This window comes from Luteimonas sp. 9C (assembly GCF_902506295.1).
GTDB lineage: Bacteria > Pseudomonadota > Gammaproteobacteria > Xanthomonadales > Xanthomonadaceae > Luteimonas.
The window spans coordinates 2,825,105-2,838,138 of record NZ_LR733312.1 but is presented as its reverse complement, the minus strand read 5'-3'; the positions used below and the strand labels follow the sequence as shown (position 1 = coordinate 2,838,138).

General features: G+C 61.5%; 6 protein-coding genes, 2 tRNA genes and 3 rRNA genes. 5 read left to right on the top strand and 6 right to left on the bottom strand.

From position 1 onward, the window contains the following. Positions 1-106 precede the first annotated feature (106 nt). The 6 genes from rrf to glmS form a co-directional block, all read right to left on the bottom strand. Positions 107-220: ribosomal RNA gene (gene rrf / locus CURTO8I2_RS13020) — 5S ribosomal RNA — on the bottom strand. Between the two features lie 167 nt (positions 221-387). After that, positions 388-3,271: ribosomal RNA gene (locus tag CURTO8I2_RS13015) — 23S ribosomal RNA — on the bottom strand. 241 nt (positions 3,272-3,512) lie between these two features. After that, positions 3,513-3,588 (bottom strand) — tRNA-Ala (locus CURTO8I2_RS13010). 3 nt (positions 3,589-3,591) lie between these two features. Further along, a tRNA-Ile gene (locus tag CURTO8I2_RS13005) sits at positions 3,592-3,668 on the bottom strand. Positions 3,669-3,739: 71 nt separating this feature from the next. Beyond that, a 16S ribosomal RNA gene (locus CURTO8I2_RS13000) occupies positions 3,740-5,284 on the bottom strand. Together the 16S, 23S and 5S rRNA genes with 2 tRNA genes alongside form the textbook arrangement of a ribosomal RNA operon. 680 nt (positions 5,285-5,964) lie before the next feature. Further along, on the bottom strand, positions 5,965-7,797 hold the full coding sequence (gene glmS / locus CURTO8I2_RS12995; protein WP_159681472.1) for a glutamine--fructose-6-phosphate transaminase (isomerizing): 1,833 nt from the start codon (positions 7,795-7,797) through the stop codon (positions 5,965-5,967). A gap of 342 nt (positions 7,798-8,139) precedes the next feature. Between glmS and CURTO8I2_RS12990 the strand changes: the two genes are divergently transcribed. Genes CURTO8I2_RS12990 through CURTO8I2_RS12970 form a run of 5 tightly spaced genes read left to right on the top strand, consistent with a single transcriptional unit; the run spans position 8,140 to position 12,985 of the window. Beyond that, positions 8,140-9,453 carry an HlyD family efflux transporter periplasmic adaptor subunit gene (locus tag CURTO8I2_RS12990; protein ID WP_159681471.1) on the top strand — a complete coding sequence of 438 codons (1,314 nt, stop codon included), beginning with the start codon at positions 8,140-8,142 and terminating at the stop codon, positions 9,451-9,453. A gap of 2 nt (positions 9,454-9,455) precedes the next feature. After that, a complete protein-coding gene (locus CURTO8I2_RS12985; protein WP_159681470.1) occupies positions 9,456-9,656 on the top strand; it encodes a hypothetical protein in 201 nt (66 codons plus the stop codon). A gap of 49 nt (positions 9,657-9,705) precedes the next feature. After that, positions 9,706-10,428, top strand: a complete 723-nt coding sequence (locus CURTO8I2_RS12980; RefSeq protein WP_159681469.1) for an ABC transporter ATP-binding protein — start codon at positions 9,706-9,708, stop codon at positions 10,426-10,428. Positions 10,429-10,439: 11 nt separating this feature from the next. Further along, on the top strand, positions 10,440-11,738 hold the full coding sequence (locus CURTO8I2_RS12975; protein WP_159681468.1) for an ABC transporter permease: 1,299 nt from the start codon (positions 10,440-10,442) through the stop codon (positions 11,736-11,738). 23 nt (positions 11,739-11,761) lie between these two features. Continuing rightward, positions 11,762-12,985 (top strand): FtsX-like permease family protein, encoded by a 1,224-nt coding sequence (locus CURTO8I2_RS12970; protein ID WP_159681467.1) that lies wholly within the window; start codon positions 11,762-11,764, stop codon positions 12,983-12,985. Positions 12,986-13,034: the final 49 nt, after the last annotated feature.

Sequence of the window (13,034 nt, the reverse complement as noted above, 5' to 3'; positions counted from 1 at the left end):
GACTTTCTCTCAGCCATTCCCTCGAGTTTCCCCGGTCGATTGCTTTGGCAAATCCGGCGCAAAGAAAAACCCCCGCCGGAATACCGGCGGGGGTTTTGGGTAAAAACCCTGGCGATGACCTACTCTCGCATGCTAGATGCACACTACCATCGGCGCATGTACGTTTCACTTCCGAGTTCGGAATGGGATCGGGTGGTTCCATACAGCTATAGTCACCAGGGAGAGGGTGGAGGGTCGCCGATCGGTCCGAGTTTCGACGCAGGGATGCGATCGAAAGAGGGACTGACAGCGCTCACGCTCTCAGAGGTTGGGAAGTAGCGAACATTTGTTGACGACTCATTCGTGTCGTTGGCCAAGGATGCTTCGGTAGAAGCAACTTGAGGTTATATGGTCAAGCCACACGGATCATTAGTACTGGTTAGCTCAACACATTGCTGTGCTTACACACCCAGCCTATCAACCACCTGGTCTTGATGGTTCCTTCAGGGGAGTCAAGCTCCCGGGAGATCTCATCTTGAGGCGCGCTTCCCGCTTAGATGCTTTCAGCGGTTATCGCTTCCGAACATAGCTACCCGGCAGTGCCACTGGCGTGACAACCGGAACACCAGAGGTTCGTCCACTCCGGTCCTCTCGTACTAGGAGCAGCCCCTCTCAAATCTCCAACGCCCATGGCAGATAGGGACCGAACTGTCTCACGACGTTCTGAACCCAGCTCGCGTACCACTTTAAATGGCGAACAGCCATACCCTTGGGACCGACTACAGCCCCAGGATGTGATGAGCCGACATCGAGGTGCCAAACACCGCCGTCGATATGAACTCTTGGGCGGTATCAGCCTGTTATCCCCGGAGTACCTTTTATCCGTTGAGCGATGGCCCTTCCATACAGAACCACCGGATCACTAAGTCCTAGTTTCCTACCTGCTTGATCCGTCGATCTCGCAGTCAAGCACGCTTATGCCTTTGCACACAGTGCGCGATGTCCGACCGCGCTGAGCGTACCTTCGAGCTCCTCCGTTACTCTTTGGGAGGAGACCGCCCCAGTCAAACTACCCACCATACATGGTCCCCGATCCGGATAACGGACCTAGGTTAGAACGTCAAGCACGACAGGGTGGTATTTCAAGGTTGGCTCCACCACAGCTAGCGCCATGGTTTCAAAGCCTCCCACCTATCCTACACAGACGAACTCAACGTTCAATGTAAAGCTATAGTAAAGGTTCACGGGGTCTTTCCGTCTTGCCACGGGAACGCTGCATCTTCACAGCGATTTCAATTTCACTGAGTCTCGGGTGGAGACAGCGCCGCCATCGTTACGCCATTCGTGCAGGTCGGAACTTACCCGACAAGGAATTTCGCTACCTTAGGACCGTTATAGTTACGGCCGCCGTTTACCGGGGCTTCGATCAAGAGCTTCGCCTTGCGGCTGACCCCATCAATTAACCTTCCGGCACCGGGCAGGCGTCAGACCCTATACGTCCACTTTCGTGTTTGCAGAGTCCTGTGTTTTTGATAAACAGTCGCAGCGGCCTGGTCACTGCGGCCCCCGATCGCTGTAGCCCGCATGGGCCACGATCAAGGGCGCACCTTCTCCCGAAGTTACGGTGCTATGTTGCCTAGTTCCTTCACCCGAGTTCTCTCAAGCGCCTTAGAATTCTCTTCCTACCCACCTGTGTCGGTTTACGGTACGGTCTGCATAAGCTGAAGCTTAGGGGCTTTTCCTGGAAGCGTGGTATCAGTCACTTCGCTCTAATGAGCTCGTCTCGGTGCTCGGAGTTAAAGGGTCCCGGATTTGCCTAAGACCCACTCCTACCGCCTTTCCCCAGGACAACCAACGCCTGGTAGACCTAACCTTCTCCGTCCCCCCATCGCACTTATGCGAGGTGCTGGAATATTAACCAGCTTCCCATCGACTACGCATTTCTGCCTCGCCTTAGGGGCCGACTCACCCTGCGTCGATTAACGTTGCGCAAGGAAACCTTGGGCTTTCGGCGTGGAGGCTTTTCACCCCCATTATCGTTACTCATGTCAGCATTCGCACTTCCGATACCTCCAGCAGACTTCTCAATCTGCCTTCGACGGCTTACGGAACGCTCCTCTACCGCGCACATATAAATATGTGCACCCCAAGCTTCGGTTTATCACTTAGCCCCGTTAAATCTTCCGCGCAGACCGACTCGACCAGTGAGCTATTACGCTTTCTTTAAAGGGTGGCTGCTTCTAAGCCAACCTCCTGGCTGTCTGTGCCTTTCCACATCGTTTCCCACTTAGTGATAATTTGGGACCTTAGCTGTGGGTCTGGGTTGTTTCCCTTTTCACGACGGACGTTAGCACCCGCCGTGTGTCTCCCATGCAGTCTGTCTTGGTATTCGGAGTTTGCAATGGTTTGGTAAGTCGCAATGACCCCCTAGCCATAACAGTGCTCTACCCCCAAGAAGATTCACATGAGGCGCTACCTAAATAGCTTTCGAGGAGAACCAGCTATCTCCGGGTTCGATTAGCTTTTCACTCCTAATCACACCTCATCCCCTACCTTTGCAACGGGAGTGGGTTCGGACCTCCAGTTGATGTTACTCAACCTTCATCCTGGGCATGACTAGATCACCCGGTTTCGGGTCTATTGCCCGCGACTATGCGCCCTTATCAGACTCGGTTTCCCTTCGCCTCCCCTATACGGTTAAGCTTGCCACGAACAATAAGTCGCTGACCCATTATACAAAAGGTACGCAGTCACTCCTTGCGGAGCTCCTACTGCTTGTACGCACACGGTTTCAGGGTCTATTTCACTCCCCTCTCCGGGGTTCTTTTCGCCTTTCCCTCACGGTACTGGTTCACTATCGGTCGGTCAGGAGTATTTAGCCTTGGAGGATGGTCCCCCCATGTTCAGACAGGGTTTCTCGTGCCCCGCCCTACTCATTTTTCATCGATATGGCCCTTTCGCATACAGGGCTATCACCTTCTATGGCCGGTCTTTCCAGGACCGTTTTGCTAAAACCATATCGACTTTTGGGCTGTTCCCCGTTCGCTCGTCACTACTCAGGGAATCTCGGTTGATTTCTTTTCCTACGGTTACTTAGATATTTCAGTTCACCGCGTTCGCCTCGTACAGCTATGTATTCACTGCACGATACCTCTTACGAGGTGGGTTTCCCCATTCGGACATTACCGGATCAAAGCTTGTTGCCAGCTCCCCGATACTTTTCGCAGGCTACCACGTCCTTCATCGCCTCTGACCGCCAAGGCATCCACCGTGTGCGCTTATTCGCTTGACCATATAACCCCAAGTTGCCTCGGAGCCATACTTCTGTCGATGGGTACAAAGCATCGACGCAAATATAACGACTCAATTTACTAGGGACTCGAGGTCCCCGCCTTAGCCACACGACACGTATGAGTTCTTGTCTCAGACGCTCGCTACTTCCCTATTTTTCAAAGAACCGTCGTCAGGCCACAGTGCCCGGCGACATTCAAATCTGATGTGTGCGCAGCGATCGGTGAATCATCAATCAAGAATGGTGGAGCCTGTCGGGATCGAACCGACGACCCCCTGCTTGCAAAGCAGGTGCTCTCCCAGCTGAGCTAAGGCCCCATGTGGTGGGTCTGGGAGGACTCGAACCACCGGCCTCACCCTTATCAGGGGTGCGCTCTAACCACCTGAGCTACAGACCCAGTCTTGCTTGATTACCAATCGTGCAGGTTACTTATGAGGACGCCTGGACAAGCGATGCAGCCTTGTCTCTAAAGGAGGTGATCCAGCCGCACCTTCCGATACGGCTACCTTGTTACGACTTCACCCCAGTCATCGGCCACACCGTGGCAAGCGCCCTCCCGAAGGTTAAGCTACCTGCTTCTGGTGCAACAAACTCCCATGGTGTGACGGGCGGTGTGTACAAGGCCCGGGAACGTATTCACCGCAGCAATGCTGATCTGCGATTACTAGCGATTCCGACTTCACGGAGTCGAGTTGCAGACTCCGATCCGGACTGAGAGAAGGTTTCTGGGATTGGCTTGCCCTCGCGGGTTTGCAGCCCTCTGTCCTTCCCATTGTAGTACGTGTGTAGCCCTGGCCGTAAGGGCCATGATGACTTGACGTCATCCCCACCTTCCTCCGGTTTGTCACCGGCGGTCTCCTTAGAGTTCCCACCATTACGTGCTGGCAACTAAGGACAAGGGTTGCGCTCGTTGCGGGACTTAACCCAACATCTCACGACACGAGCTGACGACAGCCATGCAGCACCTGTGTCACGGTTCCCGAAGGCACCAATCCATCTCTGGAAAGTTCCGTGCATGTCAAGGCCAGGTAAGGTTCTTCGCGTTGCATCGAATTAAACCACATACTCCACCGCTTGTGCGGGCCCCCGTCAATTCCTTTGAGTTTCAGTCTTGCGACCGTACTCCCCAGGCGGCGAACTTAACGCGTTAGCTTCGATACTGAGTTCCTAGTTGAACCCAACATCCAGTTCGCATCGTTTAGGGCGTGGACTACCAGGGTATCTAATCCTGTTTGCTCCCCACGCTTTCGTGCCTCAGTGTCAGTGCTGGTCCAGGTAGTCGCCTTCGCCACGGATGTTCCTCCCGATCTCTACGCATTTCACTGCTACACCGGGAATTCCACTACCCTCTACCGCACTCTAGCCTGCCAGTATCCAATGCAATTCCCAGGTTGAGCCCAGGGCTTTCACATCAGACTTAACAAACCACCTACGCACGCTTTACGCCCAGTAATTCCGAGTAACGCTTGCACCCTTCGTATTACCGCGGCTGCTGGCACGAAGTTAGCCGGTGCTTATTCTTTGGGTACCGTCAGAACAATCGGGTATTAACCGACTGCTTTTCTTTCCCAACAAAAGGGCTTTACAACCCGAAGGCCTTCTTCACCCACGCGGCATGGCTGGATCAGGCTTGCGCCCATTGTCCAATATTCCCCACTGCTGCCTCCCGTAGGAGTCTGGACCGTGTCTCAGTTCCAGTGTGGCTGATCATCCTCTCAGACCAGCTACGGATCGTCGCCTTGGTGGGCCTTTACCCCGCCAACTAGCTAATCCGACATCGGCTCATCTATCTGCGCGAAGCCCGAAGGTCCTCCGCTTTCACCCGTAGGTCGTATGCGGTATTAGCGTAAGTTTCCCTACGTTATCCCCCACAAATAGGCAGATTCCGATGTATTCCTCACCCGTCCGCCACTCGCCACCCAAGGAGCAAGCTCCTCTGTGCTGCCGTTCGACTTGCATGTGTTAGGCCTGCCGCCAGCGTTCACTCTGAGCCAGGATCAAACTCTTCACTTAAATGTTTCGACATCACCGAAGTGAGATCTAATGCTTCGAGTGCAGATGTCTTTTCCAGAACTCGAACTACTCACCAGCATTTGCATGCTTTTGAATCTTTCTTGCTCTTTCTAGAACGTCTGCTAATGGACTAACACCACCAGCCAGACGTCCGCATAAGTATCCTGCGCACACTGTCAAAGATCTGCGGAAGCGGCCTCAGCGCCTGCTTCCCACTGCTTCGTCGTTTCCTCCGAAGCGAGCCGCCCATCTTAGCGCGGTTTTGGCTTTCGTCAACACCTCATAAGTATCCTGCGCACACTGTCAAAGATCTGCGGAAGCGGCCTCAGCGCCTGCTTCCCACTGCTTCGTCGTTTCCTCCGAAGCGAGCCGCCCATCTTAGCGCGGTTTTGGCTTTCGTCAACACCTCATTGAGGGTTGGTTTCCGCCGTCTTCAGCGTCCGGCCCGAAGGCGTTTCATTGAAGCGAGCCGCACATCTTACCGCGACTTTCGAGGCTGTCAACACCGCGTGAAGGCTGTTGTCGTTCTCGCCCCGCCTTGCCTGCTGCCCCGAAGTGCAGCCCGTCAAGCGGGGCGCGAATTATGCATAGATGAAATCGGTTTGCATAGAGGCTGACACGTAATTGTGTAGAAGCCGGTTAAACCGCCATCCGCGTTCAGCCAGTTGCGCGCTGCGGCGCTACTCGACGGTGACGGACTTCGCCAGATTGCGGGGCTTGTCGACATCGGTCCCACGCGAAAGTGCCGTGTGGTAGGCCAGCAACTGCACGGGGATCGTATGCACGATCGGGCTCAGCACGCCGACGTGTCGCGGCGTGCGGATCACATGCACGCCTTCCGATGCGTTGAAGTTGCTGTCGGCATCGGTGAAGACGAAGAGTTCACCGCCACGCGCCCTGACTTCCTGCATGTTCGACTTCACCTTCTCCAGTAACGCGTCCTTTGGCGCGATCACCACGACCGGCATGTCCGCGTCCACCAGCGCGAGCGGGCCGTGCTTGAGCTCGCCAGCCGGATACGCCTCGGCATGGATGTAGGAGATCTCCTTGAGCTTGAGCGCACCCTCCAGCGCGATCGGATAGTGCACGCCGCGCCCCAGGAACAGGGCGTGGTGCCTGGGGGTGAACTTCTCGGCCCAGGAGGTGATCTGCGGCTCCAGGTTCAGCGCGTGCTGCACGCTGCCCGGCAACTGCCGCAGGTCTTCGATATAGCCGGCCTCCTGTTCACCTTCCAGGCGCCCGTTGAGCTTGGCCAGGGTGACGGCGAGCGCGAACAGGCCGACGAGCTGCGTGGTGAACGCCTTGGTCGATGCCACGCCGATCTCGGCGCCGGCGCGGGTGTAGAACACCAGACCGCTGGCGCGGGGGATGGCGCTCTCCGGCACGTTGCAGATCGACAGGGTGCGCGTATGCCCGAGTGATTTGGCGTACTTGAGCGCTTCCATCGTGTCGAGCGTTTCGCCGGACTGCGAGATCGTCACGATCAGATGTTTCGGATTGGCGACGGCAGCGCGGTACCGGTACTCGCTGGCGATCTCGACCGAACAGGGCAGACCACTGATCGCCTCGATCCAGTAGCGCGCCACCGAACCGGCGTAGAAGCTGGTGCCACAGGCGAGGATCTGCACGCCCTCCACTTCGCGCAGGACCGCCTCGGCGTCCTTGCCGAACAGCGTGGGCTCGAATGCAGCCGCATCGATGATCGCTTCGATGGTGTCGGCCAGCGCCCGCGGCTGCTCGTGGATCTCCTTCTGCATGAAATGGCGGTACGGCCCGAGTTCGAGCGAGGCCAGCGAGACGTCCGACAGATGTTCGTCGCGGGCAACGGTGTCACCGTTGCCGTCGTAGACCTGGACCGCGGCACGGGTCAGCACCGCCGTGTCACCTTCCTCGAGGAAGATCACACGGCGTGTGGCCTGCAGGATCGCCGAGACATCGGACGCAACGAAGTTCTCACCCTGGCCCAGGCCGACGAGCAAGGGACAGCCCATGCGGGCGACCACCATGCGGTCCGGCGCCGCCTTGTCGATCACCGCCAGCGCATACGCGCCTTCGAGCTCCCGGACCGACGCCTGCAGCGCGGCCAGCAGATCCAGCCCCTGCGACTGGTGGTGATGGATCAGGTGCGCGATCACCTCGGTATCGGTCTGCGACTCGAACAAGTAGCCGAGCTGCGTGAGTCGCTCACGCTGCGCCTCGTGATTCTCGATGATGCCGTTGTGCACCAGTGCGAGGCTGTCGTGGCTGATATGCGGATGCGCATTGGTCTCGGTCACCCCGCCATGGGTCGCCCAGCGCGTGTGCCCGATCCCTAGCTCGGCCTGCAGCGCGTCCGTTTGCGCCGCCGCTTCCATCTCGGCGACACGCCCGGTACGGCGCACCCGACGGACCACGCCGTCGGTGACCACCGCAATACCGGCCGAATCGTAGCCGCGATACTCCAGCCGCTTGAGGCCCTCCACGAGGACGGGCACCACATCGCGACCCGCGATCGCACCGACGATTCCACACATCCGGCCTGCTCCTGATTGTTTAGGCCCCGCATTCTAGCGGCCGGCACCACGCCGGTCGCGTTGCGACTGCTGACGTGTTCAGCGCCAGTGATCATCCGTGCAACGGGACTGTCTGGTCCCGGACTGGGCCCGCGCCCCTCCGGTATGGACGCGACCGCCGGCCAAGGCCGGCGATGCGCGCGGGGGCGCATGTCCCGGTCGCCTGCGCCCGCACCCAGCGTCCGTCCGGACGTCCGGGCTGTCGGCGGACGCATCCGCCCCACAATATTCCGCCGAATAATCAATGACTTGAATTTGGCACGCGAGTTGCTGTGTAAGGCGTATCCGCACGAGATCGTCCGCATGTCCAGCACCGCGTCCAGTCCACCCCCCCGCCCCACCGGCATCCGCGACACCGCCGCGCAGGACACCGTCCACGCACGCACCGGCAACGGGCGCCGCCGCGCGTGGCTGATCGGCGGCGTGGCGTGCCTGCTGCTGATCGCGGCCGTCGCCTGGCTGCTCACCGGCTGGGCCTCGGGCGCACGATCGATCGATGCGGAGCGGCTGCGCTTTGCCGAGGTCACCCGCGGCGATCTGGTCCGCGACATCGCCGCCGAAGGCCGGGTGATCGCCGCCAACAGTCCCACGCTGTACGCCATCTCGGGCGGCACCCTGACCCTGAAGGTGGTGGCTGGCGATCGCGTCGAGAAGGGCCAGGCGCTGGCCGAGATCGACAGCCCGGAACTGCGCAGCAAGCTGGCGCAGGAAGAAGCCACGCTTGCCGGCTACGAGGCCGAAGCCGGGCGCGCCGCGCTCGATGCACAGTTGCGCCGCGCCGAGGCGCGCAAGGTGCTGGACCAGGCCCAGATCGACCGCACCGCGGCGGCGCGCGATCTGCAGCGCTACCAGCGCGCGTACGAAGGCGGCGCCGTGGCGCAGGTCGATCTCGCGCGCGCACAGGACACGTTGCAGAAGACCGAGATCGGCGTGGCGTCAGCGACCGAGGATCTCGGCCTGCAGGGGCGCGGCGCCGGGCTGGACACGCGCAACAAGCAGCTCGTCGCGGAGCGCCAGCGCAGCGTGGTGATGGAAGTGCGTCGCCAGGTCGACGCGCTCACGCTGCGCGCGCCCTTCGACGGCATCGTCGGCCAGGTGCAGGCGGTGCAGAGCAGCAACGTCGCCGCGAACGCGCCGGTGCTGTCGGTCGTCGATCTGTCGGTGTTCGAGGTCGAGATCAAGGTGCCGGAGAGCTTCGCGCGCGATCTCGAAATCGGGATGCCTGCCGAGCTGCGCAGCGTCGGCACGACGTATCCGGCCAAGGTCTCGGCAGTCTCGCCCGAAGTGGTCAATGGCGAAGTCGTCGCGCGCCTGCGCTTCGACGAGAACAGCCAGCCGCCCGGACTGCGCCAGAGCCAGCGCCTGACCGCGCGCATCCTGCTCGACACCCGCACGGACGTGCTGATGGTCGCGCGCGGTCCCTTCCTCGATCAGGAGGGCGGCAGCGCAGCCTATGTGATGGATGGCAACACCGCGGTACGCCGGCCGATCACCGCCGGCGCCAGCAGCCTGTCGTCGGTCGAGATCGTCGAGGGCCTGCAGCCCGGCGATCGCGTCGTCGTCGCCGGCACCGATCTTTTCGACAACGCGGATCGCATCCGCATCTCCGGACTCTGACCATGCACACCCGCATCGATTGCCCGTTTCCCGTCGCCTGGACCGCCGACGAACTCGCCGGCGCCATGCCTCGTCGCCTGTCGGCCCACTTCGAGGCCGGTATTCCCGCCGGCCCTCCGTCCGCGGCGCGCATGCCGACGTTCGCACGCGCACGCAGGCGCACCGTCGACCACGGTCTGCCGATCCTGTTCCGCGTCCGCTGAGCGCGACGCGTCTTCCTTCTTTGCAGTTCACGTCACAGGACACATTCCCATGCTCGACATGCGCCAGGTCGCCAAGGTCTACCGCACCGAACTCGTCGAAACCCATGCGTTGCGCTCGCTCGACCTGCATGTCGCCGAAGGCGAGTTCGTCGCCGTCACCGGTCCGTCCGGCTCGGGCAAGACGACCTTCCTCAACATCGCAGGCCTGCTGGAGACCTTCACCGGCGGCGAATACCGGATCGACGGGGTCGAGGTGCGCGGCCTCAATGACGATGCGCGCTCGAAGCTGCGCAACGAGAAGATCGGCTTCATCTTCCAGGGCTTCAATCTGATCCCCGATCTGAACCTGTTCGACAATGTCGACGTGCCGCTGCGCTATCGCGGCATGGCGGCGTCCGACCGCCGCCTGCGCATCGAGGAATCGCTGTCGCTGGTGGGCCTGGGCTCGCGCATGAAGCACTACCCGGCCGAGCTGTCGGGCGGCCAGCAGCAGCGCGTCGCGATCGCGCGCGCACTCGCCGGCAGCCCGCGCCTGCTGCTCGCCGACGAACCCACCGGCAACCTCGACTCGCAGATGGCGCGCAGCGTGATGGAGCTGCTCGAGGACATCAACGCGCGCGGCACCACCATCGTGATGGTCACCCACGACCCGGAACTCGCTGCGCGTGCGCACCGCAACGTGCACATCGTCGACGGCATGGCGACCGATCTGCAGGCGATGCACGCCATGCCGTCGTCTTCGGCCGCATCGCGCGTTCCCGCGGACGTCTGAGGAGATCCGGCATGTTCGGTTACTACATGCAGCTCGCGCTGCGCAGCTTCCGCAACAGCAAGGTGCTCACCGCGCTGATGGTGCTGGCGATCGCGCTGGGCATCGGCGCCAGCATGACGACGCTGACCGTGTTCCACGTGTTGTCGGGCGATCCCATCCCCGACAAGAGCGATCGGCTGTTCTACGTGCAGCTCGATGCAGCCAACATGGACAGCTACGTGGCGGGCGAGGAGCCCGACGGCAACATGACGCGCTTCGATGCCGAAACGCTGCTGCGCGAAGCACGCGGCACGCGTCAGGCGATGATGAGCGGCGGATTCGTGGCAGTTGCACCGGACGGCACGCGCGCCCCGTTCTTCACCGACGCGCGCTACACCACGGCGGATTTCTTTCCGATGTTCGACGCGCCGCTGAATTACGGCCGGGCCTGGACTGCAGAGGAAGACGCGTCGCGCGCGCGTGTCGCGGTGATATCGGCGGAGACCAACCGGAAGGTGTTCGGCGGTGGCGACAGCACCGGCAAGACACTCCGGGTCAACGGCGCCGACTTCCGCGTGATCGGTGTGCTCGGCGCGTGGATGCCGACACCCCGGTTCTGGGACCTGAGTCTGCAGAGCTTCAATACGCTCGAATCGGTGTTCGTGCCGTTCTCGACCGCGATGGAGCAGAAGCTCTCGCGCATGGGCAGCATGAACTGCTGGGGCGATTCGGGCAGCGATCCCAATGCGCTCAATGCGCCCTGCAGCTGGGTGCAGTACTGGGTGGAGCTGGGCGATGCTGCCGACGCGCCGGCGTATCGCGATTACCTCGACAGCTATTCCGGCCAGCAGCGCGCCGCGGGTCGTTTCGAGCGTCCGAACAACGTGCGTCTGCGGGACGTGCCGGCCCTGCTCGACCACAGGCAGGTGGTGCCCAGCGATGTGCGCCTGCAACTGTGGCTCGCGATCGGCTTCCTGCTGGTGTGTCTGGTCAACACGGTCGGCCTGCTGCTCGCCAAGAGCCTGCGTCGTGCGTCCGAAATCGGCGTCCGCCGCGCCCTGGGCGCTTCGCGCCGCGCGATCTTCAGCCAGTTCCTGGTCGAGGCCGGTGCGATCGGTGTGGCCGGTGGGGTGGTCGGCCTGGGCCTGGCCCTGCTCGGCCTGTGGGCCGTGCGCCAGAACCCGAGCAGCTACGCCGCACTCGCCAAGCTCGACCTGACGATGCTGCTGACGACTTTTTCCCTGTCGATCCTCGCGAGCCTGCTGGCCGGCCTGCTGCCGGCGTGGCGCGCGATGCAGGTGACGCCCGCGATCCAGCTCAAGTCGCAGTGATCCGAAATTTCCCGAGGACCTCCATGGACATCCGCCCCATCTTCTCGACGCTGCGCCGGCACAAGACCGCGGCCGCCCTGATCGTGATCGAGATCGCACTGGCCTGCGCGATCATCTGCAACGCGATCTATCTGATCGACCGCCGGATCGCGCACATGTCGCGTCCCAGCGGCACGATCGAAACCGAACTGCTGCGCATCCAGATGCCGGGCATCGACGAGAGCGCCGATGTGGACCGCAAGGCCGGCATCCAGCGCGACCTGGCCGCCCTGCGCGCACTTCCGGGTGTACGTCACGTCGCCGCGGTCACGCAGATTCCCTACGGCAACAGCAGTTCGACCAGTGGCGTGCGCCTCAACCCCGACCAGCGCAACAACACGATGCTGGCGTCCCCCTACCTCGGCACGGAGGACCTTCTGGATACGTTCGGCCTGCAGCTGGTAGCGGGACGCCGGTTCAATCCGGACGAGTTCGTCGACATGGGCGCGCTGAGCCGCGAAGGCGGCGGTATCGGCGTGCCGGCCGCCATCATCAACCGGGCGATGGCCGAACGCCTGTTCCCGGGAGAAGACGCGATCGGCAAGCAGTTCTACAGCTGGGGGGACGCGCCCATCCGGGTCGTCGGCGTCGTCGAAACACTGGCGCTGCCCAACGACAGCAGCGGGAATGTGGACGCGACGATGCTGTTCCCGATCCGCGACGACTCCAACGGCATCAACTACGTGATCCGCACCGATCCCGCGCAGCGCCGCCAGGTGCTCGATGCCGCGGTCGCTACGCTCAAGCAGATCGATCCGAACCGCGTCGCCGTCAATGCCGACCTGATGACCGACCTGCGCGAGGCGTACTACCGCGAGGATCGCGCGATGGCGATGCTGCTGGTCGTGGTGTGCATCGCGCTGCTGGTGGTCACCGCGCTCGGCATCGTGGGCCTGGCCAGTTTCTGGGTGCAGCAGCGCAACAAGCAGATCGGCATCCGCCGCGCGCTCGGTGCGACGCGCACGCAGATCCTGCGCTATTTCCAGGTCGAGAACTTCCTGCTCGCCACGATCGGCATCGTGCTCGGCATGCTGCTGGCCTACGGTCTCAACCAGCTGCTGATGTCGCGCTATGAACTCGGTCGGCTGCCGGTGATCTATCTCCCGATCGGCGCGGTGGTGCTGTGGGTGCTCGGACAGATCGCGGTGTACTGGCCGGCCAAGCGCGCGGCATCGGTGCCGCCGGCCGTGGCGACGCGCAGCATCTGACCCCGCGCCACGCCGTCGTCGGTTGCGTCCATCGCGACCGACGACGACC